Origin of the sequence: Bradyrhizobium campsiandrae, assembly GCF_014529705.1 — a bacterium.
Taxonomy (GTDB): Bacteria; Pseudomonadota; Alphaproteobacteria; order Rhizobiales; family Xanthobacteraceae; genus Bradyrhizobium; species Bradyrhizobium campsiandrae.
Genome location: NZ_JAANIH010000004.1, coordinates 205,348 through 230,651, shown reverse-complemented (window position 1 = coordinate 230,651; position 25,304 = coordinate 205,348). Strand labels below are relative to the sequence as shown.

The 25,304-nt window shown below is 65.0% G+C and carries 24 protein-coding genes; 14 read left to right on the top strand and 10 right to left on the bottom strand.

Annotated elements, in window-relative coordinates:
* Positions 1-437: c-type cytochrome (locus tag G8O24_RS05015; RefSeq protein ID WP_188097046.1), on the top strand; the 437-nt coding region annotated here is incomplete at its 5' end.
* Between the two features lie 209 nt (positions 438-646).
* Here the strand turns inward: G8O24_RS05015 and G8O24_RS05010 are convergent.
* Positions 647-1,612 (bottom strand): catechol 2,3-dioxygenase, encoded by a 966-nt coding sequence (locus G8O24_RS05010; RefSeq protein WP_188097044.1) that lies wholly within the window; start codon positions 1,610-1,612, stop codon positions 647-649.
* A gap of 369 nt (positions 1,613-1,981) precedes the next feature.
* Between G8O24_RS05010 and G8O24_RS05005 the strand changes: the two genes are divergently transcribed.
* The 4 genes from G8O24_RS05005 (at position 1,982) to G8O24_RS04990 (ending at position 5,776) form a co-directional block, all read left to right on the top strand.
* Entirely contained in the window at positions 1,982-3,721 is a 1,740-nt protein-coding gene (locus G8O24_RS05005) for an ATP-binding protein (protein ID WP_188097042.1), read from the top strand.
* A 205-nt stretch (positions 3,722-3,926) separates the two neighbouring features.
* On the top strand, positions 3,927-4,508 hold the full coding sequence (locus G8O24_RS05000; RefSeq protein WP_188097040.1) for a peroxidase-related enzyme: 582 nt from the start codon (positions 3,927-3,929) through the stop codon (positions 4,506-4,508).
* Entirely contained in the window at positions 4,505-5,002 is a 498-nt protein-coding gene (locus G8O24_RS04995) for an MgtC/SapB family protein (protein WP_188097038.1), read from the top strand. Before G8O24_RS05000 ends, G8O24_RS04995 begins: the two co-directional genes overlap by 4 nt.
* Before the next feature lie 111 nt (positions 5,003-5,113).
* The gene (locus G8O24_RS04990) at positions 5,114-5,776 is read left to right on the top strand and encodes a flavin reductase family protein (RefSeq protein ID WP_188097036.1); all 663 of its coding nucleotides are present in this window, start codon (positions 5,114-5,116) and stop codon (positions 5,774-5,776) included.
* A gap of 41 nt (positions 5,777-5,817) precedes the next feature.
* Here G8O24_RS04990 and G8O24_RS04985 read toward each other — a convergent pair whose 3' ends face one another.
* The 3 genes from G8O24_RS04985 to G8O24_RS04975 all read right to left on the bottom strand — a co-directional run bounded on the left by G8O24_RS04985 (position 5,818) and on the right by G8O24_RS04975 (position 7,327).
* Positions 5,818-6,015 (bottom strand): hypothetical protein, encoded by a 198-nt coding sequence (locus G8O24_RS04985; RefSeq protein WP_188097035.1) that lies wholly within the window; start codon positions 6,013-6,015, stop codon positions 5,818-5,820.
* 69 nt (positions 6,016-6,084) lie between these two features.
* A complete protein-coding gene (locus tag G8O24_RS04980; RefSeq protein ID WP_188097033.1) occupies positions 6,085-6,318 on the bottom strand; it encodes a DUF6894 family protein in 234 nt (77 codons plus the stop codon).
* Positions 6,319-6,595: 277 nt separating this feature from the next.
* Complete coding sequence (locus G8O24_RS04975; protein WP_188097031.1) at positions 6,596-7,327, bottom strand: Crp/Fnr family transcriptional regulator; 732 nt, start codon at positions 7,325-7,327, stop codon at positions 6,596-6,598.
* 164 nt (positions 7,328-7,491) lie between these two features.
* Between G8O24_RS04975 and G8O24_RS04970 the strand changes: the two genes are divergently transcribed.
* On the top strand, positions 7,492-7,692 hold the full coding sequence (locus G8O24_RS04970) for a hypothetical protein (RefSeq protein ID WP_188097029.1): 201 nt from the start codon (positions 7,492-7,494) through the stop codon (positions 7,690-7,692).
* A gap of 25 nt (positions 7,693-7,717) precedes the next feature.
* Here G8O24_RS04970 and G8O24_RS04965 read toward each other — a convergent pair whose 3' ends face one another.
* Complete coding sequence (locus G8O24_RS04965) at positions 7,718-7,861, bottom strand: hypothetical protein (protein ID WP_188097027.1); 144 nt, start codon at positions 7,859-7,861, stop codon at positions 7,718-7,720.
* A 300-nt stretch (positions 7,862-8,161) separates the two neighbouring features.
* Between G8O24_RS04965 and G8O24_RS04960 the strand changes: the two genes are divergently transcribed.
* Complete coding sequence (locus G8O24_RS04960) at positions 8,162-8,317, top strand: hypothetical protein (protein WP_188097025.1); 156 nt, start codon at positions 8,162-8,164, stop codon at positions 8,315-8,317.
* Positions 8,318-8,332: 15 nt separating this feature from the next.
* Here the strand turns inward: G8O24_RS04960 and G8O24_RS04955 are convergent, their stop codons facing one another.
* Positions 8,333-8,959 carry a ParB-like protein gene (locus tag G8O24_RS04955; RefSeq protein WP_188097022.1) on the bottom strand — a complete coding sequence of 209 codons (627 nt, stop codon included), beginning with the start codon at positions 8,957-8,959 and terminating at the stop codon, positions 8,333-8,335.
* A gap of 266 nt (positions 8,960-9,225) precedes the next feature.
* On the opposite strand from G8O24_RS04955, the gene G8O24_RS04950 reads away from it, so the two are divergent.
* From G8O24_RS04950 to G8O24_RS04925, 6 genes are all read left to right on the top strand, one after another.
* The gene (locus G8O24_RS04950; protein WP_188097020.1) at positions 9,226-9,570 is read left to right on the top strand and encodes a hypothetical protein; all 345 of its coding nucleotides are present in this window, start codon (positions 9,226-9,228) and stop codon (positions 9,568-9,570) included.
* Positions 9,571-9,782: 212 nt separating this feature from the next.
* Positions 9,783-10,070, top strand: a complete 288-nt coding sequence (locus G8O24_RS04945; protein WP_007592476.1) for an acyl carrier protein — start codon at positions 9,783-9,785, stop codon at positions 10,068-10,070.
* Between the two features lie 10 nt (positions 10,071-10,080).
* The gene (locus G8O24_RS04940; protein WP_188097019.1) at positions 10,081-10,551 is read left to right on the top strand and encodes a 3-hydroxyacyl-ACP dehydratase FabZ family protein; all 471 of its coding nucleotides are present in this window, start codon (positions 10,081-10,083) and stop codon (positions 10,549-10,551) included.
* Positions 10,548-11,753: a beta-ketoacyl-ACP synthase gene (locus G8O24_RS04935; RefSeq protein WP_188097017.1), complete on the top strand. Its 1,206-nt coding sequence runs from the start codon at positions 10,548-10,550 to the stop codon at positions 11,751-11,753. Before G8O24_RS04940 ends, G8O24_RS04935 begins: the two co-directional genes overlap by 4 nt.
* 102 nt (positions 11,754-11,855) lie before the next feature.
* Entirely contained in the window at positions 11,856-13,133 is a 1,278-nt protein-coding gene (locus tag G8O24_RS04930) for a beta-ketoacyl-ACP synthase (protein WP_188097015.1), read from the top strand.
* Between the two features lie 8 nt (positions 13,134-13,141).
* Positions 13,142-14,074 carry a lipid A biosynthesis lauroyl acyltransferase gene (locus tag G8O24_RS04925; protein WP_188097013.1) on the top strand — a complete coding sequence of 311 codons (933 nt, stop codon included), beginning with the start codon at positions 13,142-13,144 and terminating at the stop codon, positions 14,072-14,074.
* Positions 14,075-14,290: 216 nt separating this feature from the next.
* On the opposite strand, the gene G8O24_RS04920 is transcribed toward G8O24_RS04925, so the two are convergent.
* Entirely contained in the window at positions 14,291-16,027 is a 1,737-nt protein-coding gene (locus tag G8O24_RS04920; RefSeq protein WP_188097010.1) for a winged helix-turn-helix domain-containing protein, read from the bottom strand.
* Between the two features lie 242 nt (positions 16,028-16,269).
* Here G8O24_RS04920 and G8O24_RS04915 point away from each other — a divergent pair, with 242 nt between their 5' ends.
* A complete protein-coding gene (locus tag G8O24_RS04915) occupies positions 16,270-22,491 on the top strand; it encodes an autotransporter-associated beta strand repeat-containing protein (protein WP_188097008.1) in 6,222 nt (2,073 codons plus the stop codon).
* A gap of 171 nt (positions 22,492-22,662) precedes the next feature.
* Here G8O24_RS04915 and G8O24_RS04910 read toward each other — a convergent pair whose 3' ends face one another.
* From G8O24_RS04910 to G8O24_RS04900, 3 genes are read right to left on the bottom strand one after another with little or no spacing between them, the layout of a single operon-like run.
* Positions 22,663-23,775: a polyamine ABC transporter substrate-binding protein gene (locus G8O24_RS04910; protein WP_188097006.1), complete on the bottom strand. Its 1,113-nt coding sequence runs from the start codon at positions 23,773-23,775 to the stop codon at positions 22,663-22,665.
* 7 nt (positions 23,776-23,782) lie between these two features.
* Positions 23,783-24,964, bottom strand: a complete 1,182-nt coding sequence (locus G8O24_RS04905; protein WP_188097004.1) for an aminotransferase — start codon at positions 24,962-24,964, stop codon at positions 23,783-23,785.
* Positions 24,965-24,971: 7 nt separating this feature from the next.
* The gene (locus tag G8O24_RS04900) at positions 24,972-25,298 is read right to left on the bottom strand and encodes a rhodanese-like domain-containing protein (RefSeq protein ID WP_188097002.1); all 327 of its coding nucleotides are present in this window, start codon (positions 25,296-25,298) and stop codon (positions 24,972-24,974) included.
* Between the last annotated feature and the right edge of the window lie 6 nt (positions 25,299-25,304).

The following is a 25,304-nucleotide window of genomic DNA, read 5'->3' as shown; positions in this document are numbered from 1 at the left end:
ATCACGACATCCGCGCGATGGCGGCGTATCTCGGCTCGTTCAACGACACCGTCGCCGATGCGCCCGCACTTGCGGCAAAGCTCGAGAGCGCAACGCAAGTCACCGTCGCCTCTTCCACCGGCGCGCGGCTCTATCAGGGCGCCTGCGCCGTCTGCCACGAGGTCGGCGGCCTGCCGCTGTTCGGCAGCCGCCCCTCGCTCGCGCTCAACAGCAACCTGCACGGCACGACGCCAGACAATCTCGTGCAGGTGATCCTGCATGGCATCACCGAACCAGTCTCGAGCGATCTCGGCTACATGCCCGCGTTCCAAAACAGCATGAGCGATGCGCAGGTCGAGGCGTTGGTCACCTTCCTGCGCCGGCAGTTCGCGCCGGACAAGCCCGCCTGGACCGGCGTGCGCGAGACGATCGCGCGGCTGCGGGCGTCGGCGCACTGAGGCCTGTTAGGATGAGTCTCGACCGCCGCCTCAGCGGAAGTATGTTCCCTCCCCCCTTGTGGGGAGGGGCAGGGAGAGGGGTGGCCCCGGAAACGGTGCTGATGATTAGCGTCAGCGCGAATGCAATTGCGCGATCGATAGAATCCCCGTGTGGCCCCCCTCCCTAACCCTCCCCACAAGGGGGGAGGGAAAGGAGAGACCGGTGCTGCTCATCCGTGCTTGACGTCCACCGGCGGCGTGCCGTGGGTGTGGAAGGACTCGATGGTCTTCAATCCCCAGGCCTGACCCTTCTTGCGTTCTTCCTCGGTCCATACGATCGGCTTCCAGTCCGGCGCGAGGATGAGGCGCGCGCCGGCATTGGCGACTTCGACGCGGTTGCCGCCGGGCTCGTAGACATAGAGGAAGAAAGTCTGCTGGATCGCGTGCTTGTGCGGCCCGGTCTCGATGTGCACCCCGTTTTCCAGGAAGATGTCGGCGGCACGCAGGATCTCCTCGCGGCTGTCGAGCGCATAGGTGACGTGGTGGAAGCGGCCGGGCACGCCGGAATGATCGAGCGAATAGGCGAAATCGTAGCTCTTGTTCGACATGGTCAGCCACATCGCCGCTTCCCTGCCGTCATTGAGCACGATCTGCTCGGTGAGGCGGCAGCCGAGATAGGTCTCGAAGAACTCGCGGTTGGCCTTGATGTCGACGGCGAGGCAATTGAGATGGTCGAGGCGTCGAACGTTGACGCCGCGCGCCGGAAAGCGCTGCGCCTGGTTCTTGAGTGCAGGCTTTAGCTCCGGCGGCGCCTGATACCATTCGGTCTCGTAATAGAGCTCGACGATGTGGCCGTCGGGATCGCGGCAGCGGAACGTCGGCCCCTGCCCCATGTCGCCGTCGATCCAGCCGATGTCGAACCCCGAGCCCTTCAGCGCGGCGACGCGGCGCTCCAGCGCCTGCTGGCTGCGTGCGCGCAGCGCCATATGCTCCATGCCCGAGGTGTTGGATGCCGTCAGCTTGAGCGAATAGCGCTCGTAATCGTCCCAGCCGCGCAAATAGACCGACTCGCCCTTCTGCCCGCTCACCGTCATGCCCATGACATCGACGAAGAACTTAAGGCTCTCGTCGGGCTTCGGCGTCAGCAGCTCCATGTGGCCGAGATGAGCAAGATCGAGGATGGGTTCAGGCTGCATGGTTTCCTCCAAGGCGGACATTCGGGTCCGCCGGGTTCATTTGTACCAATGTACAAATGATTAGGTCTCGTCAACAAACCAGCGCGGGCTTCCGCAGCGGAGTTCCCCGGTCCTGTGTGTCGCCAGCCTCCTCCGAATGATCGACGGATTGGGCGAATGGTAAAAGCTTCCTTAACGCAAATCCGCTCCTAGACGCCTGAAAAAGCAGCATTTTTGCGCCGTTTCCGCTGCAAAGTATGCATTCGGAACAATGCTCATCGCGGAATTGTCGCGGATTTAACGAAGCGCCCGCGTGCCCGGTTTAACCGTTTGTGCAGCGACAGCCCCGCATAGTCCTGCAAACATTCCGTCTTCTCAGGTTCATCCATCGTGACATCCTTTGGACGCGTGATTTCGGTACGCGGATCGCTGGCTCGGGTCGGGCTTCTGGCGGAAAGCCAGATGCCGCTCTCTGAGGTTCGGGCGACCGTCGGCCGCTTCGTCAGCATCCGCTGCGCCAGCTCGGTCATCGTCGCCATGATCACCGAGGTCTCCTGCGAGAATTTGTCGAGCCACGACAATTACATCGCGATCGCCTCGGTCGACCTGCTCGGCGAGATCCTCAATGCCGCCGACAAGGCCAAATTCCAGCGCGGCGTCACCAATTACCCGACCATCGGCGATGCCGTGGACCTGATCACCAGCCAGGAGCTGCGCACCATCTACGCGCCGACCGGGTCGGACCAGATCAATGTCGGCTTCCTGCAGCAGGACCGCTCGGTGGTCGCCTATGTCGACGTCGAGGAAATGCTGTCCAAGCATTTTGCAGTGCTGGGATCGACCGGCGTCGGTAAATCCACCGGCGTGTCGCTGCTGCTCAACGAGATCCTGAAGGCGCGCCCGAACCTGCGCATCTTCCTGCTCGACGTGCACAACGAATATGGCCGCTGCTTCGGCGACCGTGCGCTGGTGCTCAACCCGCGAAACCTGAAGCTGCCGTTCTGGCTGTTCAACTTCGAGGAAATCGTCGACGTGCTGTTCGGCGGCCGCGCCGGCGTGCCCGAAGAGCTCGACATCCTCGCCGAAGTCATCCCGATCGCCAAGGGCGTCTACACCCAGTACCAGAACGCCGACCGCATCGGCCTGAAGCGCATCGATCCCAAGCAGGTCGGCTACACCGTCGACACGCCGGTGCCGTACCGCCTGGTCGACCTGATCTCGCTGATCGACGAGCGCATGGGCAAGCTGGAGAACCGCTCCTCCCGCATCATCTATCACAAGCTGATCTCGCGCATCGAAGCCGTGAAGAACGATCCTCGATACGCCTTCATGTTCGACAACGCCAATGTCGGCGGCGACACCATGGCCGAGGTGATCAGCCATCTGTTCCGCCTGCCCGCCAACGGCAAGCCGATGACGGTGATGCAGCTTGCCGGCTTCCCGGCGGAGGTCATCGATTCCGTCGTCTCCGTGCTGTGCCGCATGGCGTTCGACTTCGGCCTGTGGAGCGACGGCGTCTCGCCGCTGTTGTTCGTCTGCGAAGAGGCGCACCGCTACGCCTCCGCCGACCGCAATGTCGGCTTCGGGCCGACCCGCAAGGCGGTCTCGCGCATCGCCAAGGAAGGCCGCAAATACGGCGTCTATCTCGGTCTCATCACCCAGCGCCCGGCCGAGCTCGACGCCACCATCATCTCCCAGTGCAACACGCTGTTCACGATGCGTCTTGCCAACGACCGCGACCAGGCGCTGCTGCGCGCCGCCGTGTCGGACGCGGCCGCGAACCTCTTGTCCTTCGTGCCGTCGCTCGGCACCCGCGAGGTGCTGGCGTTCGGCGAAGGCGTCGCGCTGCCGACCCGCCTGCGCTTCAAGGAGGTGCCACCGCACCAATTGCCGCGCGGCGAGGCCACGATCAGCAGCGTGCCGTCGGTCACCGCGGGACACGACATGCATTTCGTCAGCGCCGTGCTCGAACGCTGGCGCGGCGCCACGTCGCAGCGCGACGTGCCGAACGATCCGGTGTTCTCGGCGCCGCCGGCCAAGACGCTCGCGCCGGCGGAGACGCCGATGCTGCAGCCCTCGATGGGCCTCGACCCGGATCGCTTCTCCCTGCTGAAGAAGCCGCTGCGGTAGCACATAGCCTTAGGCGCACGGCTCCATCCATCCGTCATTGCGAGCGGAGCGAAGCAATCCAGAATCCCTCCGCGGGAAGACTCTGGATTGCGTCGCTTCGCTCGCAATGACGAGGATAGGACGTCGCTCCCTCACTCGCACCGGCAGATTGAGCGCCGCCCCCGCATCGACTATGGTTCCCGCCCCCAAGCCGGAATCCACACCCATGACAACGCCTTCGCAAAGACGCTTCCCCGCTCCCGCCATCGACAGTCTGCCCGACGACATTCGCACGCGCCTTCTCGCCGTGCAGGAGAAGAGCGGGTTCGTGCCGAACGTGTTCCTGACTCTGGCCTACCGGCCGGACGAGTTCCGTGCCTTTTTCGCCTATCACGACGCGCTGATGGAGAAGGATGGCGGCCTCACCAAGGCCGAGCGCGAGATGATCGTGGTGACGACCTCGGCCGCCAACCAGTGCCAGTATTGCGTGATCGCCCATGGCGCGATCCTGCGCATCCGCGCCAAGAACCCGCTGATCGCCGACCAGGTCGCGATCAACTACCGCAAGGCCGACATCACGCCGCGACAGAAAGCGATGCTCGATTTCGCGATGAAGGTCTCGGCGGACGCGCAGCGGATTTCGGAGGAAGATTTCGCGAGCCTCGCCGCGCACGGCTTCAGCGACGACGACATCTGGGACATCGCCGCGATTGCGGCCTTCTTCGCGCTGTCGAATCGCCTCGCGAACTTCACCGGCATGCGGCCGAATGACGAGTTCTATCTGATGGGACGTTTGCCGAAAAAATGACGGAGCTCGACTGGCCCGATATCCTGCTGCGCCTCGGCGTTGCGACACTCGCCGGCAGCGCGATCGGACTTAACCGCGACCTGCATGGCAAGCCGATCGGGCTGAAGACGCTTGGCATTGTCGGCCTCTCCACCGCAACCGTGGTGCTGCTGGCGCTGCAACTCTCCGAGCCCGGCAAGGTGGTCGATGCCACGAGCCGGGTCATCCAGGGCATCCTCACCGGCATCGGCTTTCTCGGCGCCGGCGTCATCGTCCACGAGAGCGCAAGATTTCGCGTTCGCGGCCTCACCAGCGCCGCCTGCACCTTCCTTGCCGCCTGCCTCGGCATCGTCTGCGGCGCCGGACAATGGAAGATCGTTGCGGTCGCGCTGGGTTTGGCCTTCGTGCTGCTCACGGTCGGTCGCCGGATCGAGCGCCGCGTGCACCGCATGCTCGGCGGCAGGGACGATCCGCACGAGACGGAGCCGCCGCCCGCCGAGGGACGACAAGCCTAACCAGCCGCCTTGCTCAAATCTTCCGCTCGATTCCCGGCCCGAAGCACGGATAATTGCTGCGAAACAATTCGCACCTGGCGGTCCCGCGACCGTTCTCACTGAAGAGGATTGATGGACAACAGTACTCACGACTCCGGCGAGGTGACGTTCGACTTCCGCGAGCTGTCGGCGCGCGAGAAATACAAGCTGCTGATCGGTACGATCGTGCCGAGGCCGATCGCGCTGGTCACGACGGTCGATCCCGAAGGGCGGATCAACGCGGCGCCGTTCAGCTTCTTCAATTGCCTCTCGGCCGATCCGCCGATCCTGGCGCTTGGCGTCGAGAACCATCCGGACATGCGTTTCAAGGACACCGGCCTCAACATCCGCCTGACCGAAGTCTTCACCGTCAACATCGTCTCGCATGCCATGGCCGAGGCGATGCACGTCTGCGCCGTGCCGTTCGCGCCGGAGCAGGATGAGTTGAAGGCCGCCGGGCTGACCGCAATGCCTGGGAGAACCGTGGCCTCGCCCTGGATCAGGGAGGCACCTGCCGCATTCGAGTGCCGCCGCCATGTCACCCTCGAGCTCGGCAAGTCGCGTCAGATCATCCTGGGCGAGATTCTGTTCGCGCATTATCACGCCGAAATCGTGGACGCCGATCGCCTGCATATCGATCCGGCGAAGCTCGATGCCATCGCAAGGCTCGGCGGCAGCACCTGTTCCACCATTCGCGATCGTTTCGACATGGAGACGCCGACGCTCGACGACTATTGGAGCCAGCGGCAGTCGTAGCTAACCGGTATTGATCCCGCGCCAATTGCGCGCCGGAGCGCTCAGGACGTATGTCCGTCGAAATCGCCCTCGACCGGCGTCTTCTTGGCGCGCTGCGGGGTCATCCTGGCCGGATCCGGCTGGCCGGGAACACCGCGCGGTCCAAGCTGCGCGCGCTGGAGATCGTCCTCGGAGAACGGCGGCTCGACCCCATTGGGTTCGGTCCGTCGTGCGGCATGAATGTCGTCGTGTCTGCTCATCCTGTGCTCCCGTTCCTGTCAGAAATTATGGTGGCAGGCGATGAGCCGGCCACGCCGGTCGAAGGCGCATCAGCCCTGGCTTGCCCGTATCGAAATCGCGAAGACGCGCGCCCCGTCTTCCGTCTGGACTTCCAGCCGCCAATCGTCCTCCGGCTGCAAATCGCCGTCGAGATCGCGCAGGCTGTCGCCGGCGTAACGCGTCGCGATTTCCCAGGCAGCATGTTGGTCTGGAAGTTCCTGACCAAGATCGTCCTGGTCGCTCAACCGATCGCCGTTACGGACGTTGAAGTAGAATCTGGGCATGACCAATCCCGTCCTGGCGCACCTGACGGGTAAAGTAACCCATGTTAGTTTCGTTCCTGTCGGCCCTGCTGGTTTACGCCCGCTGCAACTGCAGAGTATGATCGGGTGACGACGGGCGGCAGCGCTTCTGCAAAGGACGCACGCCAAAGGGGATCGCAGATCAGCGTGAGGACGCATCTGCACGCAACATCGCCTTCGCGAAATTCTGCCCCCTCCTCATCGGAGATGAGACGGCCATCCTCGTGGATGTCGAAAATGAAAGCGCGGCGTCCGAGGCTCACAGCGTTGGCGATTGGTGGAGGTAGCGGTTGTCGAAATCCGCCAGTTCCTGAAATTTCCGCTCGTCGAGCACGTTGACGCGGCCGCGATTGAGCTCGACGATTCCATCCTGGCGCAACTGCCTGATCACCCGGTTGGCGTGCACCGCGGTGATTCCCAGGGCTTCGCCGATCTGCTCCTGGGTCAGCGGCATGTCGAAATTTCCACCATCGACACGGCCGATGATCCTGAGACGCTCGCGCAGCTCGATCATGACATGAGCAAGCCGCGCAGGCGCAGGCCGCTGGCCGACATTGACGATCCATTCGCGGAACATGGCGGAATCGATCAGCGTGTCGCGCCAGAACATCTCGGCGATACCAGGACTGCGGCGATGCAGCTTTTGCAGGGTCTCATGGCTGATGAAGCCGAGCGTCGACGGCGTCAGTGTCGACAAATCGTGATCCATCACGTGCAGGAACAGGCTCATCAGGTCCGGGATCTCGCCGGGAATGTGAATCGACAGGATCTGCCGCTTGCCGCTCGCGATCGTCTTGGAGCGCACGCAGAAACCGTCCACGATCAGGCAGCACTCGGTGGCCCGCTCGCCGTCGCGCACCACCGCCGTCTCGGCGGGGTACTGCCGCACCGAGATCGGAAGCGCTTCGATCTCCCTGATGTCCTCCTCCGCGATCGCGGACGAGATGCGGAGGCGCTTGATGAGCGCAGCGCGAATGGCATCGCTGGGCACGGGAGCCGGCTCCGGGTCGCGAGGTTGGAACTTGCGGCTGGTGCGAGCAATGGAACTCGCGGCGCCGTCACAATGAAAAGCCCGCGATCAGCTGGCGGTTCCAACAAAAGTTAAAGACGCCACTGCGCCGCACATGATGTGCTCGCCATCAGAAGGAGCAAACCATGACCAAGAAGCGCAACCGCTCCCGACCGGCCCTGTCCCTTCAAGAGCGCCTGAACAAGTTCGCGCAGCAAGCCCGTGTCGCCGCGCAGAACCTGCCTGCCGGCGCCGAGCGCCACGCACTGCTGCAGAAGGCGCGCGACGGCGAAGCCGCCGCGGAGATGGAGCGCCTATTGTCGCCCGAACTGCACGATCCGAAATGACGCGCAGCTGCGGAGCGCGATGCCGCTAGTGCTTTATCATCAGCGGAAGCGCCGGGGCAAAGCGCTCCTCGAATGTCAAAGTCCTTGCTTGGTGAACTGCGGCGAACGATGCCGAAATTCCCGCTGAAGCGACCGCGATCAGGGCTATTGCGAAAACCAGACGGCGCATGTGAGCCTCCTGTGTGAGCTCGACTACGACAAGCCTGTGTGAGCTCGACGACCACCATTAAAGTGGGGTGGCTCTGTTTCAGGACGGTTTCGTCGCCGCGAAATGTGATTTCACTCAAGCGCCTGTGATCGGATTCGCCTCGCCAGGCTACATGCCATCACCATCTCATAGGTGTCGCAGATGTCCTGCAGCGCGCGCGAGCCATATCGGGAATTTCCCGGCGGACGGCGGAATCGGAACAGCAGGACGAATCGCGACGAGCAGCGCGGCTTGCGTGCCGCGCCTTCGAGGACCACTCAGATGAACGTCATCATTCAAAAGCTCAATGGCCTGTGGCATCTCATCGTCGGGTCGAGCCGGATCCGAACGCCCTTCCTGGCGACCCAGGACCGCGCGCTGGTCGTCACTTACGCCCGGCGTGTCTACCCCGGCGCCAAGATCTTCCAGCGCGATTGATGCGAGCGTTGCGCGTCAATCGTCCGACGCGGGCCCGCACCAGCCGGGTAGATAGATCGCATCCTTGCTCTTGGCTGCGGCGAGTCCCTTCTCGAGTGCCTTGTCGAAATTGGCGTCCACTGCCTTGCGCGAGAGTTTGCGGCGCAGGAAGTCAGCCCACAGGAATTCGGAGAACGGCGTGGTGTCCTTGGCGAAGCCGCCCATGCGGCGGAGCTCGCCGGCGAGGCTGCGGAACGGATCGTCCTTGAGGTCGGCGACCGATTTCGGCAAATCGCGGAACGCGCGGCGCTCGCCCTTGGCGTCGTAGGGATAGACCCAGCGCTTGTTGTCCATCACCCCCCAGAACGCCTCGCGCTCGACCATGCGGAGATCCCCGACGACCGTGACGAGCACCTCCTTGATGCCCTCGTCGTGCAGCGCGCGGCCGAGATGATGGTGGTCGATCACGTAGTAGCGGTCATCGGGCCCATGCACGACCGGGATCATGTGGGTGCCGAGCAGGTCGGCCTGCTTCTTCTTGTCGTGCTCGCGCCAGCGCTTGCGCTTCTCCTTGACCTCGCGCAGCCCGACCGTCATCTGCGTCGGCCGCAGCGACAGGATCGGTACCGGGTGCACTCTCGGTTCGCGCGCGTTGGTGGTCATGTCGAACGGCCTCTCGTCTGGTGGCGTCTGTGGTTCGGGTTCCCGACTATGCCATGGGCCTTGTGGCGGCAACATGGGGCCGGAGCTGGCAGCGCCGTGTTGCAGCGCACCTGCCTCGGTCGCCGATGGATGGCAGCCCGTTCAAGGATGACGCGCGGCGTCCAACCACGATCATGCGAACGCGTAACGCATGTGAGAAGATTTGCTGCAACCCCTGCGCCGCCTGTGCTATCTAAAAATTGCTGCTTCGGAGTAATACCCGCACCATGAAATCCCAGCGGCCCATAACCTCGGACGACGAGCACCGGGTGCTCCAGTTCAGGCCGCGAAAGACGCCCTCCCCGGTGAGCCACCGGGGCAGCGGTATCGTGCAGCCGCTGCATGCGGCAGCGCCCGAACCGCTCGATCTGTCGCGCTACGAACAGCCCCGCGATGAGCAGGACGATTTCCGCCACCGCATGCTGGCCAATATCGCTGCCCTCGCCTTCACCATCGCGCTGACCGCGATCGGGATCTGGCTCGCGGTCAGCATCGCCGATCTGCGCCGGACCCAGGATTGCGTGCTGATGGGCCGGCGGGACTGCGTCAGGATCACGACCCCGCATATTTAGGCCCCGGTCCTGATCCAAACGGGCCCCGACAGCGTCCCCAGCCCTGTCCCTTGGCCCTGTCCGGCTCCATTGAACTCAGGGCGGCGCTCCGATATACGGGCTCTCGACCCGTCCAGAGGGGGGTTAGAGGGCGTCATCCGGGGCGCGATGCCCACCCACCGTGCCACTCTGGGATACCTGAAAAATACCCGCAATATATCAAAGGCTTAGTGATGTCCTCCACATTCGATCAGGTCGCTACGATCATCGCTGAAACCTGCGACATCCCGCGCGACACGATCACGCCGGATAGCCATGCCATCGATGACCTCGGCATCGACAGCCTCGATTTCCTGGACATCGCGTTTGCGATCGACAAACAGTTCGGCATCAAGCTGCCGCTGGAAAAGTGGACCCAGGAAGTCAACGACGGCAAGGCGACCACCGAGCAGTATTTCGTGCTGAAGAATCTGTGCGCGCGCATCGACGAACTGGTTGCCGCCAAGGGCGCGAGCGCCTAATCGGGCGGTCATGCAACTCGAATACTTCCACATGATCGATCGCATCGTCGACCTCAAGGTCGACGAGAAGACGATCGTCGTCGAGGCCCAGGTCCCCAAGGAGAGCACCGTCTTCGAGGGGCACTTCCCGGGCTATCCCCTGATGCCCGGCGTGCTGCTGATCGAATCGATGGCGCAGGCCTCGGGCTTTCTCCTGCTGGGCGTCTTGAAGTTCGAGCGCATGCCGATTCTCGCCGCCGTGAAGGAAGCCAAGGTGCGCGGCTCGGTGTTTCCGGGCGACCTCATGACGCTCGAGGCGAGCGTCGCCCATGAGGGCTCGGGCTATGCGATGACCGAGGCGAAGATCCGGGTCGACGGCAAGCTGCGCGCCAATTCGACCCTCACCTTCACGCTGATCCCCTTCCCCAATTCCGATATGCGCGGATACATGAACGCGGTCGCAGCCCGCGTCGGCTTTCCGCAACAGGCCGTCTCGCCATGACTGATACCGCCTCGAAGCCGGGCCAGACGGAAGTCTGGATCACCGGCATTGGTCTTGCCACCTCGCTGGGCGAGGGCCTGGACGCCAACTGGACCGCGCTTTCCGAGCAGCGCATCAATGTCGACGAGAAGGGTTTTGCGCCCTTCATCGTGCACCCGCTCTTGCCCGTGTCCTTCGACAGCCAGATCCCGAAAAAGGGCGACCAGCGCCAGATGGAAGCCTGGCAACGCATCGGCGTCTATGCCGCGGGCCTCGCGCTCGACTCGGCCGGCATCAAGGGCAACAAGGACATCCTGTCGAAGATCGACATGGTCGTGGCTGCCGGCGGCGGCGAGCGCGATCTCAATGTCGATACCGGCGTGCTCACCGCGGAAGCCAAGGGGGCGAACGCGCCCGGCTTCCTCAACGAACGCCTGATGAGCGATCTCCGGCCGACGCTGTTTCTGGCCCAGCTCTCCAACCTGCTCGCCGGCAACATCGCCATCGTCAACGGTCTCGGCGGCACCTCGCGCACCTTCATGGGCGAAGAAGTTGCGGGCGCCGATGCGCTGCGCATCGCGTTGTCGCGCATCGCCTCCGGCGAGAGCGACATTGCCCTGGTCGGCGGCTCGCATAATGGCGAGCGCAAGGACCTCATGGTCCTCTACGAATTCGGCGACTTCAATCTGAAGGACAAGTTCGCTCCGGTGTGGGGGCGCAAGGACCATCCGGGTTTCGCGCTCGGCTCGGCCGGCGCCTTCCTGGTGCTGGAATCCAAGACGCATGCCGAGGCGCGCGGCGCAAAGCCGTTCGCAAAGCTGTCGAGCGTGGTGACCGACCTTGCCCGCCGCAAGCAGTCCGGCGACATGGCAGCGACGCTGGAGAAGCTCTGGGAAAAGCTGCCCCGCCGCGAGGGCAAGGGCGCGATCATCTCGGGCGCGACAGGCGCGGAGCCGGCGACGTCGGAGGAGCGCGACTTCCTGAAGAAGCACGCCGACTTCCCGGTGCGCTCGACCGGTACGATGTTCGGGCACACCATGGAAACGCAATTCCCGCTCGGGATTGCGCTCGCCGCACTGGCGATCTCGCGCGGCGCGCTGTTCCCGCCGAACGATTCGACGGGGACCGAGGTTGACATGCAAGGAGCGCCCACCCAGATCGTCGTGGTGGGAGCTGGACACTGGCGCGGCGAAGGCATGGCGCTGGTCGAGGCGGTGAGCTGAAGCGCCTCGGCGCTTTGGCTGCTTGTTGTTTTGAGCATGATCCTGTCGGAAAACCGCGTCACACTTTTCCGGATCATGCTCTAGCTCTATCGGGGGATCGACATGACTGCACCACGCGACAAGTTCGGGCGCCCCGTCGTCGTCGTCACCGGCATGGGCATCACGACCTCGCTCGGCGCCGGCAAGGCCGACAATTGGTCGAAGCTCGTCGCCGGCGAATCCGGCATCCGCACCATCACGCGCTTTCCGATCGACGGCCTGAAGACCACGATGGCCGGCACGGTCGATTTCGTCAGCGTCGATCCGTTCTCCTCCACCGGCCTGTCCGAACGCATGGCCGAGCTGGTCACGCAGGAAGCGCTCGAGCAGGCCGGCATCGGCGCCAAAGGCGATTTCCCCGGTCCGCTCTTCCTTGCCGTTGCGCCGGTCGAGGTCGAATGGCCGCAGCGCCGCGAGCTCGGCCGCGCCGTCGGCAAGACCGACTTCACCTATGACGATCTGCTGCGCATCTCCGGCGGCGGCAAGTACAGCGCCTATCACCACCGTTTCATGTTCGGCTCGGTCGCCGCCTACCTCGCCGAGACCTTCGGCACCAAGGGCTCGCCGATCTCGCTGTCGACGGCGTGCGCCTCCGGCGCCACCTCGATCCAGCTCGGCGTCGAGGCAATCCGCCGCGGCGAGACCGATGCGGCGCTCTGCGTAGCCACCGACGGCACCGTCAACCCGGAAGCGCTGGTGCGCTTCTCGCTGCTCTCGGCGCTGTCGACCCAGAATGATCCGCCGCAGGCCGCCTCCCGCCCCTTCTCCAAGAACCGCGACGGTTTTGTCATGGCCGAAGGCGCAGGTGCGCTCGTGCTTGAAAGCTATGAAGCCGCCACGGCGCGCGGCGCAAAGATTCTCGGCGTGATCGCCGGCTGCGGCGAGCTCACCGACTCGTTCCATCGCACCCGCTCCTCGCCCGACGGCAAGCCGATCATCGGCTGCATGAACAAGACGCTGGCGGACGCCGGCATGACGCCTGACCAGATCGACCACATCAACGCGCACGGCACCGCGACGCCCGAGAACGACAAGATGGAGTTCAACACGACCTCGGCCGTGTTCGGCGATCTCGCGCAGAAGATTCCCGTCACCTCCAACAAATCGATGGTCGGCCACACCATCTCGGCCGCCGGCGCGGTGGAAGCGATCTTCTCGCTGCTGACGCTCGAGCATCAGCGCATCCCGCCGACCATCAATTACGAGACGCCGGATCCGACCATCCTGTTCAACGTGGTCGGCAACAAGGCGCGCGATGCCCGCGTCACCGCGGTGATGTCGAACTCGTTCGGCTTCGGGGGCCAGAACGCCTCGCTGATCCTGACCCGCGAACCGGCCTGACCGGACGCATGGCGCTGCTGACTGCGAGCACGAAGGCCCGCGCGCGGGAGGCTGCCAAATCGATCGGCGGCAGCCTGATTGGCGCGGCCACCGTCGGCATGCTGCGCACCACGCGCTATTTCGATCCGGTCAAGACCTCGGACTTTTTCGCGCGCATGACCAGGCTGATCGGTCCGCGCCTGCGCGAGCACCGCATCGGCCGCGCCAATCTCACCGCGGCGTTTCCGGAGAAATCGCCCGAGGAGATCGAGCAGATCCTGATGGGCGTGTGGGACAATCTCGGCCGCGTTGGCGCCGAGTTCGCCCATATGGACCACGTCTGGGATTATGACCGCGAGAATCCCAACAAGGGCCGGATCGAACTGCCGCGGCGCAGCGTGGAACTGTTCGACCAGATCCGTGACGACGGCAAGCCGGCCCTGATCTTCGCCTCGCATCTCGCCAATTGGGAATTGCCGGCGCTTGCCGCCGTCGCGCACGGCCTCGATGCCGCGATCCTCTACCGCCGCCCCAACATCGCCTCCGCCGACCGCATCATCCAGGAGATGCGCCAGGTCAACATGGGCACGCTGATCCCCGCCGGCCGCGACGCCCCGTTGCGGCTCGCGCAGGCGCTCAAGGACGGCAAGCACGTCGCCATGCTGATCGACCAGTATCTGACCGGCGGCGTCGAGGTCACCTTCTTCGGCCGCAAGACCCGCGCCAACCCGATGCTGGCGCGCCTGCTTCGCCAGGTCGAATGCCCGATCCACGGCGTCCGTATCATCCGCCTCCCCGGCGGCCGATTCACCGCCGAGCTGACCGAAGAGGTCCCTCCGGTGCGCGATGCCGAGGGCAGGATCGACATCCAGGGCACGACCCAGGCGATCACCAGCGTGGTGGAGAGCTGGGTGCGCGAGCATCCCGAGCAGTGGCTGTGGCTGCATCGGCGGTGGCGGTAGGCGCCTCCGTCATTAGTCCCGTCATCCTGAGGTGCGAGTGGCGCGATGCAAAGCATCGCGCCGGGAGCCTCGAAGGATGTACGGCCGAGATGCAGCCGGGCTGTCGCCCTTCGAGGCTTGCTCTGCGGCGCAGTGCGCCACAGAGCGCGCGCCTCAGGGTGACGGTCTGGCTTTCTCTGACAGGAAGCGGAAGGTTCGACGCCGGACGCAACGTCCTCATCGCTCCGGCAAGCCCGCATCCACCTCGGCCTGCACGACGCGCTCCCAGGCTGCGAGGCACACCGGACTTGCGTTCTTCATCGGCGGCGAGACGTTGAGCCTGGTCGTGCCGGGCCGCAAGTGCAGTCCCTCCGCGATCGCCGCCCTCGCCTCCTCGCGGCGGCCCGATCTCTGATAGGCGGCGGCGAGCAGAAAGTGCGAGCGGCCGGTTCCCGGCGTGATGGCGATCGAGCGCTGCAGCCACGGCAGCGCTTCCTCGTCGCGCCCCATCAGGACATACGCCATGCCTGCGCCGAGCAGCCAGGTCCAGCGCGAGGCCGACGGTGTGTCGTAGCGATCGGCTTGCTGGAATGTGGTGAGCGCATCGTCGAAGCGGCCGAGATAGATCTGGCCCAATCCAATCAGATAGAGCGCCGCCCCGTCCCACGGATCGAAGCTCAAGGCCTTGGCGCAGGTGACGAGGCTTTCAACGAAATGGTTGGTCGCGCTGAGAAAGCGGCAATGGGCCTCGAGCACCGCAATCGCGTTCGGCTTCGACCGCAACGCCTGCTCGAGCGTCGCATTGGCCTTTGCCTCGACAACGGCCGCCTCCTCCGGGCTGAACCAGACCATCTGGATGCCGCGCATCTGCAGCGAGGCGAGCGCGACCGCGATGTCGAGATTGTCGGGATCGTCGGTGAGCGCCTTTTGCAGCATCGCCTGCGCCGCGCCAAAACGCTCGCGCGTCGTCTGGTTGATTGAGGCGAGCGCCTGCTCGACCGCGACCTTGTCGCCGCCGGCCGCCGACGTGCGGCGCGCCGACGACGATGCGCTCGGCTCCAGGATTTCATTGAGGCGGCGCGCCAGCACGTGGCCGACGCCCGCCGCGAGCCGCGTTTGCGCAAGCTGGGCGTCCACCACCTCGGCGTTGACCGATGCCGCGGCGACCGATTGAACCTCGCCGCTCGCAGTCTTGATGATGCGCGCGCGCAGCGTCCAGGATTGATCGGCAAGCTGCAGCTCGCCGCGCAGTTCGTAATCGGATGAGGCGGCCGGCGCGGCCGAGCTATCGCCGCCGGCGACCGCCGCCACCACTGGCGCCACGACGCTGATGTTCTGGATCCTGGCAAAACCGTCCGTCAGACGGCCGGTGACCTCCGCCGCCATCGCCGCGCCGCGGGAATCCTTGCTGGTATCGACGATCGGCATCACCGCGATGCGCGGCGGCGTTCGCCTGAACAGCAGGTCCGGCTTCAGCACCGGCGCGGCCACCGCGAGCCCCATGACGATCACGCCGAGCCCCGCCACGGCGGCGGCGATGGCACGAGGGCTCAACCCCAAGATGGCGCGCGGCAGCCGCTCGGGCTGCGCGGCAACCGCGGCGGGCCGGGTGGGCTCGCTTTCGTCGGTCGCAGCCGACCATGGCGCCTCGGCCGGCGCCATGACCTCAGGCGCGTCCACGACCTCCGCCGCCAGCAGATAGCCGCCGCCGGAGGCGAGCTTGATCAGCTGCCGCCGGTCGTCGCCGAGCGCGCCACGAAGCTCACGGATGCATTGAAACAGGCTGTCCTCGCCGACATGAACATTCGGCCAGATCGCCTCCATCAGCTCCTGCTTGCTCAGCACCCGGCCGCCGCTGGTCGCGAACAACCGCAGCATCTCGAAGGTCTTGGGTCGGAGCTTGATTGCAACGCCATCGGCCGAACGCAGCTCCGCGCGCTGCTGATCCAGCTCGAAGCCGGCGAAACGAAGCAATTTAACCCCCGAAGCGTCTGTCTGGGCGCGGCTCATATAGAGGAACTGTGTCGAGAAAGCCCCAGAATTTATCCTGAAGCGCAAATATCAGAAATCTTCAGAAAGCTCCCGCCCCCTTATCAGGACACCACCCCAAACCGCTGCGATGAATCGTCCGTGGACTCGCGGGTGTGCTGGGGGACGTGGTGCGGACGGGGAAAGATTGTTTCAAAGCGACCTGCGGCTTGCGGGCGCTTTTTTTGGTGTCGACGGCCCTGGCGTTGATAGCGACCCTGCCGGCGCTGGCCCAAAGCACGGGCGCCGATGGCGCCGGTGGCGGCAACGGGTCAAGTTCGGCGGCGGGCGGCGGTGGCGCGGCAGGCCTCGGTGGCGATGGCTCGATAACGGGCACGAACGGCGGCGGCGGGACCGGGCCCGGCGGCAATGGGTCCGCCGGCGGCGGCGGTGGCTCGGATCAGGGCGGCGGAGGTGGCCAGGGCTATAGCGCCGGGTCGGGCGGCGGCGGCGGCGGTGCGGGCGGCGCCGGGCTGACATTAGGCTCGGACTTGACCAACAACGCCGCGATCACAGGCGGCCACGGTGGCAATGGCGGCTATGGCGGCTCGGCCTTCAACCCGTCCTATGCCTTTGGAGCCGGCGGCGGCGGTGGCGGCGGCGGGTCGGGCATCATCGCCACGACGGCTAGCCATCTGGTCAATACCGGCACGATCACCGGCGGCGATGCCGGCGGCGGTGGCTCGAGTTACGGTCCAGGCGTCCCCTTTCCGACGTCTCCCGCTGATGGCATCGGCGGGCGCGGCGGCAATGGGATCACGGCTACTGCTTCCGCCGGGCTGACGATCACCAATTCGGGCTCGATCAAGGGCGGCGGCGGCGGTACCGATTTCCAGAACGTGAATATTTCCAACAGGCCGCAGGCCGGCGGCTATGGAATCATCGGGCAGAACCTGACGATCGTGAACAGCGGTACGATCGCCGGCGGTGAGCAGGGTGGTGCCAACCATAGCCCCTTTGGCGGTGGGACCGGCGTGCTGTCGTCGGCCATCGTCATCACCGGCGGCGTCAACAGCATCACGGCGCTCTCCGGCAGCAACATCGGCGCGATCGAGCTTGGCGGCGCCACGACGATCGCAGGTGCTTTCAACAATACCGTCCAGGTCAATGGCGGCGTCACCATGTCGGTGACCGGGGCAACGGCGGCGAATGACGCAACCGGCATCACGACGCTGACGAATTACGGGGCCATCACCATCGGCGCCGGCCGCACGCTGAGCGCACAGGCGATCAACAATTACGGCAGCACGATCGGTATCGGCGCCGGGGCGACGCTGCAAGGGGTCGGCAACACGCTCAACAACAACGCGGTCATCGATGTCGGCGCCGGCGGTGCCATTGTTGACGCCGGTGCGGTGAACAATCTTGGCGGCGGCACGATCAATTTCAACGGTCCCACCGGAACAGCGACGCTGTCTTCGGGAACGAACAGCATCGTCAATGACGGCAGCATCAAGGTGCTCGGCGGCAATGTCGCCGTCACGGGCGACATCACAAATCAGAACAACGGCGTGCTGACCCTGACCGGTGGCAACATGACCGGCGTCGGCACGCTGACCAACAGCGGCAGCGCGACCGTCAACGTCGGCGCCAGTTACAATCTCGGCGTCGGGACGTTCAACGTCTATGGCGGCAGCGTGAACGGAGCAGGCACGATCACGGCTTCAACTGCGATCAATGTCACGGCCGGTTCGATCGGCGCGACACTGGCGGGCGCTGCCGCCCTGACCAAAGCCGGCGCAGGAACGACGATCCTCACCGGCGCCAATACCTATACTGGCGGCACCACGATCAATGCGGGCACGCTGCAGCTCGGCACCCTTGGCAGCACCGGCGCGATCCAGGGCGGTGTCACCGTCGGCACCGGCGCTGCGTTCAGTCTCGTTGACGCCAACACCAGCGGAATCACCAGCATTGGAAATTCTGGAACCACGGATTTCCGCAACGGCACGAGCGCCGGGAGCATCACCGTCATCACCGAGACCGGTGGAACGACGGCATTCCACGATTCCAGCAGCGGCGGCAGCGCCCGCTTCATCACCAACGCCGGTGGTGCGTTCGACATCTCGGATCTGACAGCCGCGGGGATGACCGCCGGCTCGATCGAAGGCGCGGGCAATTATTTCCTCGGAGCAAAGCAGCTCACCATCGGCGGCAACAACCTGTCCACGACGGTCAGCGGAATCATCGCTGATGGCGGCGCCTCCGGCGGCATCGGCGGCTCGCTGGTGAAGACCGGCACCGGCACGCTGGCGCTGACCGGAAACAACAGTTACACCGGCGGCACCACGATCGCGGCCGGCACCTTGCAGGTCGGCAACGGCGGCACGACCGGCTCGCTTGCCGGCAATATCGTCGACAACGGCGTCCTCACCATCAACCGCAGCGACACGCTCACTTTGCCGGGCGACATTTCCGGGAGCGGCTCCCTGCAGCAGGTCGGTTCGGGCACCACGATCCTGACCGGAAACAACAGCTACACCGGCGGCACCACGATCGCGGCCGGCACCTTGCAGATCGGCAATGGCGGAACGACCGGCTCGCTCACAGGGAACGTCGTCGACAACAGTGCGCTCGCCTTCAACCGCAGCAACGCGGTCAGCCTGTCCATCAATATTTCCGGCAACGGTTCCGTGCAGCAGCTCGGTTCAGGCACCACGATCCTGACCGGCACGAACACCTATGGCGGCGACACGACCGTCTCCGGCGGCCGCCTGCAATTCGGCGACGGCAGTGCAGGCGGCAACAACAATCTGGGCGGCAACGTCAATGTGACAGGTGGCACGCTGGCGATCCAGACGCCGGGGACCCTGAACGTCGCGCAGACCGTGACCCTCGGCAACAACACCGCCCTGTCCATCGCGGCCGGCGCGACCGGTCCGGCGCTGTCTGCCGGCAGCGTCGCGATTGGCAACGGCGCCGCCTTCGACATCAGCGGCATCAACGATGCGAGCCAGCACGACAAGGTGCTGATCGACACCCAATCAGGCATCAACGGCAATTTCGCCAGCGTCACCGTCGGCGGCTTCTCCGGCACGGTGGACTACCTGACGGTATCCACCCGCAAATCGACCGACGGCCGGCAATACCTCGCCAGCTACGGTCTGAGCTGGATCGCCGGCAACTCTCTCGCCCATGGCACCTTCACGCTGACCAACGCCACCGACACCTTCACCGTCGGCGCAGCGCTGGCCGATCAGGCGGCGAACGTCGCGACGGGCTGGAACGGCAAATCGCTCACCAAAGCCGGCGCCGGCACGCTCATCCTGACCGGGCACAATACCTACAGCGGCGGCACCACCATCTCCGCCGGCACGCTTCAGATCGGCAACGCCGGTGTGACCGGTGCCATTCTGGGGGCGGTCACCGTCGGTAGCGGGGCCACATTCGACGTCGTCAACGCCGACACCAGCGGCATCACCGGCATCGCGAACAGCGGGACCACCAACTTCCGCAACGCCACCAGTGCCGGGAGCGCGACCATCAGCAACGGCGCCGCGCTGAATTTCTACGACACCAGCACGGCCGGCAGCGCCGGCATCACCAACGTTGGCAGCCTGAACTTCAACGACACGAGCACCGCCGGGACCGCCACTATCAACAACACCGCCGCCGGCAACGTCTACTTCAACAATTCGAGCTCGGCAGGCAACGCGATCATCGTCAGCGACAACAACTTCCTGTATTTCAACGACACCAGCACCGCGGGCAGCGCAAACATCACCAACAGCGCCAACAGCAGGGCCATCTTCCGAGGAAATGCCACGGCCGGCAACGCGACCATCACCAACGGCGCCTACCTGTATTTCCAAGGCAGCAGCACGGCCAGCAACGCGACGATTACCAACAACGAGTGGCTGTCTTTCAACGAAAACAGCACGGCAGGCAGCGCCAATCTCACCAACAATCGGTGGCTGTATTTCTACAACAACAGCACGGCTGGCAGCGCAACCATCACCAATTCCAATCTGATGGTCTTCCGCGACGGCTCCACGGCCGGCAACGCCTCCATCACCAGCAGCGGTACGATCAATTTTGTCGTCAACAGCACCGCCGGCAGTGCCGCCATCACCAACACCGGTCTGCTCACGTTTGACGACACCAGCACGGCCGGCAGCGCGACCATCACCAACAATAGCGGCGGCACGACCAAATTCCTGTCCGCCACAACCGCTGGCAATGCGCAGCTGATCAACAACGCGGCCAACGCCGTCTTCGATTTCTCCGGCAGCACTGGCCCGAACGGCGACCAAAAGCTCAGCGCCGGTTCGATCGCCGGCGTTGGCACCTTCTATCTCGGCAGCAACGAGCTCACGGTCGGCAGCAACAATCTGTCGACCACCGTCAGCGGCGTGATCGCCGATGGCGGCGCGAGCGGCGGTAGCGGTGGCTCGCTGGTCAAGATCGGGACCGGCACGCTGACCCTGTCGGGCACCAACACCTATACCGGCGGCACCACCGTCAACGGCGGAACACTCGCGGGCGGCGCGGCCAACGCTTTCAGCGCAGCGAGTGCAACAAGGGTCAACACCGGCGGCACCCTCGACCTCGGTGGCTTTGCGCAAACGATCAACGCCGTGGCGCTGGCCGGCGGCACGATCAAGAACGGCACGTTGACAGGCGCGATCGCCTCGACGGGCGGCACGGTCGACAGCATCGGAGGCAGCACGTCGCTGACAACAACGTCCGGCGTCACCACGCTTGTGGGGACCAACAGCTATACCGGGGCGACCACCGTCAATGGCGGCAGGCTGGCCGTGAACGGCACCCTCGGCGGCAACGTCACGGTCAACAGCGGCGGCTCGCTCGGTGGCATCGGCACCGTCGGCAACACGACGATCAATTCAGGCGGCGTGCTCGCACCCGGCAACTCGATCGGCACCCTCACCGTCAACGGCCATCTGTCGTTCACCGCCGGTAGCTTCTACGCGGTGGAGGTTTCGCCGTCTGCCGCCGACCGGACCAACGTCACCGGCACCGCGACGCTCACCGGCGCCACCGTGCGGGCGGTGGCGATCCCCGGCAGCTTCCGCAGCCAGACCTACACCATCCTCAATGCGACCGGCGGCTTCGGCGGAACGAAGTTCGCCGGGCTGAGCGTCTCCGGCAGCTTCAGCCCCACCCGCAATCCGCATCTCACCTACGATCCGAACAACGTCTATCTCGTGCTCGATCCCGGCACGATCGCGCTGCCGGCGGGCTCAGGCGCCAACCAGAGCAGCGTGGCCGGCGCCATCAATGGCGCCGTCGCGAGTGGCCAGACGCCGCCGGCGGGCTTCGATGTGCTGCTCAACCTGGGCCAGCCGCAGCTCACCGGCGCGCTCGGCCAGGTCTCCGGCCAGCCCGGCGCTGCCGGCACGCAGGCCTCGTTCAACGCCATGCAGCAGTTCGTCGGCATGCTCGATCCCTTTGGTGGCAGCGGCACCGATGGCGAGCGTGGCGGGACCGCCGGCGACGGCGGAGCGATAGGTTACGCGTCCACCGGCAATGCCGACGCCAGAGTGCGCGAAGCCTACGCCGCGGTCACGCCGCGCCAGACAAGTGGCGATGTCATCGACCGGCGCTGGGGCGTGTGGGCCTCCGGCTATGGCGGCGCCAGCACGCTGAGCGGCAGCGCCGCAGCAGGTTCAAGCACCACGACCAGCCACATCTACGGCACCGTGGTCGGTGCCGACTATCTGATATCGCCGACCGCGATGGTTGGTTTCGCGCTCGGCGGCGCCGGCTACAATTTCGCGCTGTCGGATAGCCTCGGCGGCGGCCGCGCCGATCTGTTCCAGGCCGGCTTCTATGGCCGCCACACATTCGGGCCGGCCTATATCTCCGCCGCCCTCGCCTATGGCTGGCAGGACGTCACCACCGACCGCACCGTGACGGTGTCAGGCACCGACAAGCTCACGGCCAACTTCAAGGCGAGCACCTTCTCGGGTCGCCTGGAAGCCGGCTGGCGCTTCGCGCCGATCCCCGCCTCGAGCTTCGGCGTGACGCCCTACGCGGCCGCACAGGTCACCACCTTCCATCTTCCCGGCTATGGCGAGACCGCACTCGTCGGCAGCAATCAGTTCGCGCTGTCCTACAGCGCGCAGGACACCACCAACGTCCGCACCGAGCTCGGCGCGCGCACCGACCAGCGCTTCGTCGTCAATGACGGCATGCTGACCTTACGCGGTCGCCTCGCCTGGGCGCATGACAGCAACACCAACCGCCTCGTCAACGCCGCCTTCCAGACGCTGCCCGGCGCAGCCTTCACGGTCAGCGGCGCGCAACCGGCGGCGGACTCTGCGCTGGTGGGCGGCCGCGCCGAGATGAAATGGAGCAATGGTTTCTCCCTCGCGGGCACGGTCGAAGGCGAGTTCTCGCGCAGCACGCAGACCTACACGGGCAAGGGAACGGTTCGGTATGAGTGGTAGGAGCGCCCTGCTCTCGCGATGCTTCGCGACGAGCGCGGTGTCGCGACCTTATGGCGATGATGATCGCCGGCGATTTGCCCGACGTGTCAAATGACGCGAGCCCCCCGGCGACGGTTCTACCGTGCATGGGTTGTTTTGCGAAAGATCGCGTGGCCCACGTGCGCCGGCCGTCTACCGCCCCGTCTTCACCTTGGTCCAGAGCCGGTTGATAATGCGCTGGGTGGCGGGATCGCGCGCCGTGATGACGAACAGTTTTGCGAGCGTCGCCTCATCAGGATAGATGTTCTTGTCGTTCAGAATCTTTGGATCGACCAGCTTCTGGCTGGCGAGGTTGCCGTTGGCGTAGGACAGGAAGTCCGAGTTCTTGGCAGCGACGTCAGGACGATAGAGATAGTTGATCAGCTCGTAGGCTTCCGCGACGTTCTTGGCATCCGCAGGGATCGCCAGATTGTCGAAGAACATCTGCGCGCCCTCTTTCGGGATCGTGTAACCGATCTCGATGCCGCTCTTGGCTTCAGCCGCACGCGCGCGGGCCTGCATGATGTCGCCGGACCAGCCGACCACGAAGCAGATCTCGCCGGTCGCGAGCGCGCTCAGATATTCGGACGAGTGGAACTTGCGCACGAACGGGCGAACCTTGGCGACGACATCGGCGGCCTTCTCCAGGTCGGCCTGCTTGGTCGAGTTCGGATCGAGCCCGATATAGCTCAGCGCCGCCGGGAAGATGTCGTCGGCGGAGTCGAGCATGTGGACGCCGCAATCCCTGAACTTGGCAAGGTTCTCCGGCTTGAAGACGATGTCCCAGCTGTCGATCTTGGCGTCCGGTCCCAAGATCTGCTTTACCTTGGCGACGTTGTAGCCGATGCCCGTCGTGCCCCACATGTAGTTCGCGGCGTAGACATTGCCGGGGTCGTAGGTGGCGAGACGCTGCGTCACCACCGGCCAGGCATTGGCCAAGTTCGGCAGCTTCGCCTTGTCGAGCTTCTGGAAGATGTTCGCCTTGATCTGCCGCTGCAGGAAATAGGCGGTGGGCACCACGACATCATAGCCGGACTTGCCGGCCATCAGCCGCGTCTCCAGCGTCTCGTTGGCATCGAAGGTATCGTAGACCACCTTGATGCCGGTCTCCTTGGTGAAGGCCTCAAGGACCTCGGGCGCCATGTAGTTCGACCAGTTGTAGAAGTTGACGACCCGCTCCTCGGCGCCCGCCCCCTGCGGGAGCAACATCAGCGCTGCGGCGATCGCAAGACCAAGGCCAAAGCGAGAGCGGCTGACGTTCGTCATGGCAGGTCTACCTCTTGCGTCCACGCACCGCGTCCGACAGCCGCTCCAGCGCGGTGTCGAGCGTCTGGTCCTTCTTGGCAAAGCAGAACCGCACCACCGAGGTCACCGGGTCCTGCTCGTAGAAAGCCGAAACCGGGATCGCCGCCACCTTGTAGTCTTTCACGATCCGCCAGCAGAACTCGGTGTCGCTCTCGTTCAGCCCGAGCGGCGACAGGTCGACGGTGAGGAAGTAGGTGCCTTGCGACTTCAGCACGGGGAAGCCGAGGCTTTCCAAGCCCCTGGTGAGGCGGTCCCGGCTCCGCGTCAAGTCCTTGCGCATCGACAGGAAGTAGTCGTCGGACTTGCCGAGGCCGTAGGCGACGGCGGCCTGCAGGTTCGGCGCGGTGGTGAAGGTCAGGAACTGGTGCACCTTGGCGGCGACGCGGAGCAGCTGCGGCGCGGCGCAAACGAAGCCGATCTTCCAGCCTGTGAGCGAGAAGATCTTGCCGGCCGAGCCGACCTTGATGGTGCGCTCGCGCATGCCGGGGATGGTGATCAGCGGGATGTGCTTGTGCTCGTCGAACGTGACGTGCTCCCAGACCTCGTCGCAGATCGCGATGACGTCGAACTCCTGGCAGTAGCGCGCGAGCAGCTCGAGATCCTCGCGCGGATAGACCACCGCCGAGGGATTCAGAGGATTGTTGAAGAGCACCGCCTTGGTCTTTGAATTGAAGACGCTTTTCAGCATGTCCTCATTCAGCCGCCAGTGCGGCGGTTCCAGGCGAACGAGGCGCGGAATGCCGCCGGCCTGGCGGATGATCGGCAAGTAAGAATCATAGACCGGCTGGAAGCAGACGACTTCGTCGCCGGGCTGAACCACCGCGAGGATCGCCGAGGTCAGCGCCTCGGTGCCCCCCGATGTCACCATCACCTCGCTCATGGGATCAAGCTTGAGCCCGTGCCAGTGGCCGTAATGGGTCGCGATCGCCTGGCGCAACTCCGGGATGCCCATCATCGACGGATACTGGTTGTAGCCGTTGAGCGAGGCGTCGGCCGCGGCGCGGCGGATGTCCTCCGGGCCGGGATCGTCAGGGAAGCCCTGGCCGAGATTGATGGCGTTGTTGTCGCGCGCAGCCTGCGACATCGCCTCGAAGATGGTGACGGGAAGGTCGGCGAAGACCTTGTTCAGCGAGGAGCTCTTGGTCGTCATCGCCGGGCTAGCCGCCGACCTTGCTGGGAAGCCCCGCCGCCTTCCAGCCGAGCATGCCGCCAGCCAGGTGCTTGTTGTAAGGCAGGCCCGCCGCCTGGGCGGCGAGCGAGGCGGTCACCGAGCGCTTGCCCGAGCGACAGGCGAACACGACCTCTTTGCCTTGCGGATCCGGGATTGCCTTGGGATCGAAAGTGGAGAGCGGCACGACCACGCCGTACGGATAGGCCTCGGCCTCGACCTCGTTCGGCTCGCGCACGTCAACCAGCAGATAGCGCCCTTCCGCGACACCCTTGGAGACCTCGTCCGGCGTCAGATCCTGTACTTGATTTGCCACTTCATC